We start from the raw sequence: 260 nt of genomic DNA on the forward strand, positions 1-260 counted from the left end.
AAATTCTTCACGTACAGTCCCAAATGGCATAAAGCGTGGATCAAATAACGCAGTTATTTGCACAGCGTGATATTGCAGTAGCCCACTGGGAAACCGCAATTGCAGCCACTGTTGTACATTACATCAACGACTCACTAGCCGACATTGATACAGTACTAGGTACAGAGGCAAGTGGTGACGAGTTTGCTAATTTAGCGTTACCCTATAGTGAAATGAAAGGGTTTGCACTGAAGGTTCAATGTAACCCATTTTCACCTGTT

At 43.1% G+C, this 260-nt stretch carries 1 pseudogene; it reads left to right on the forward strand.

Annotated elements, in window-relative coordinates:
* Window positions 1-35: 35 nt before the first annotated feature.
* Window positions 36-260: pseudogene (locus CWB60_RS20635) on the forward strand (DUF4856 domain-containing protein); the annotation flags it as partial.

The organism is Pseudoalteromonas sp. S327, assembly GCF_005886415.1.
GTDB lineage: Bacteria > Pseudomonadota > Gammaproteobacteria > Enterobacterales > Alteromonadaceae > Pseudoalteromonas > Pseudoalteromonas atlantica.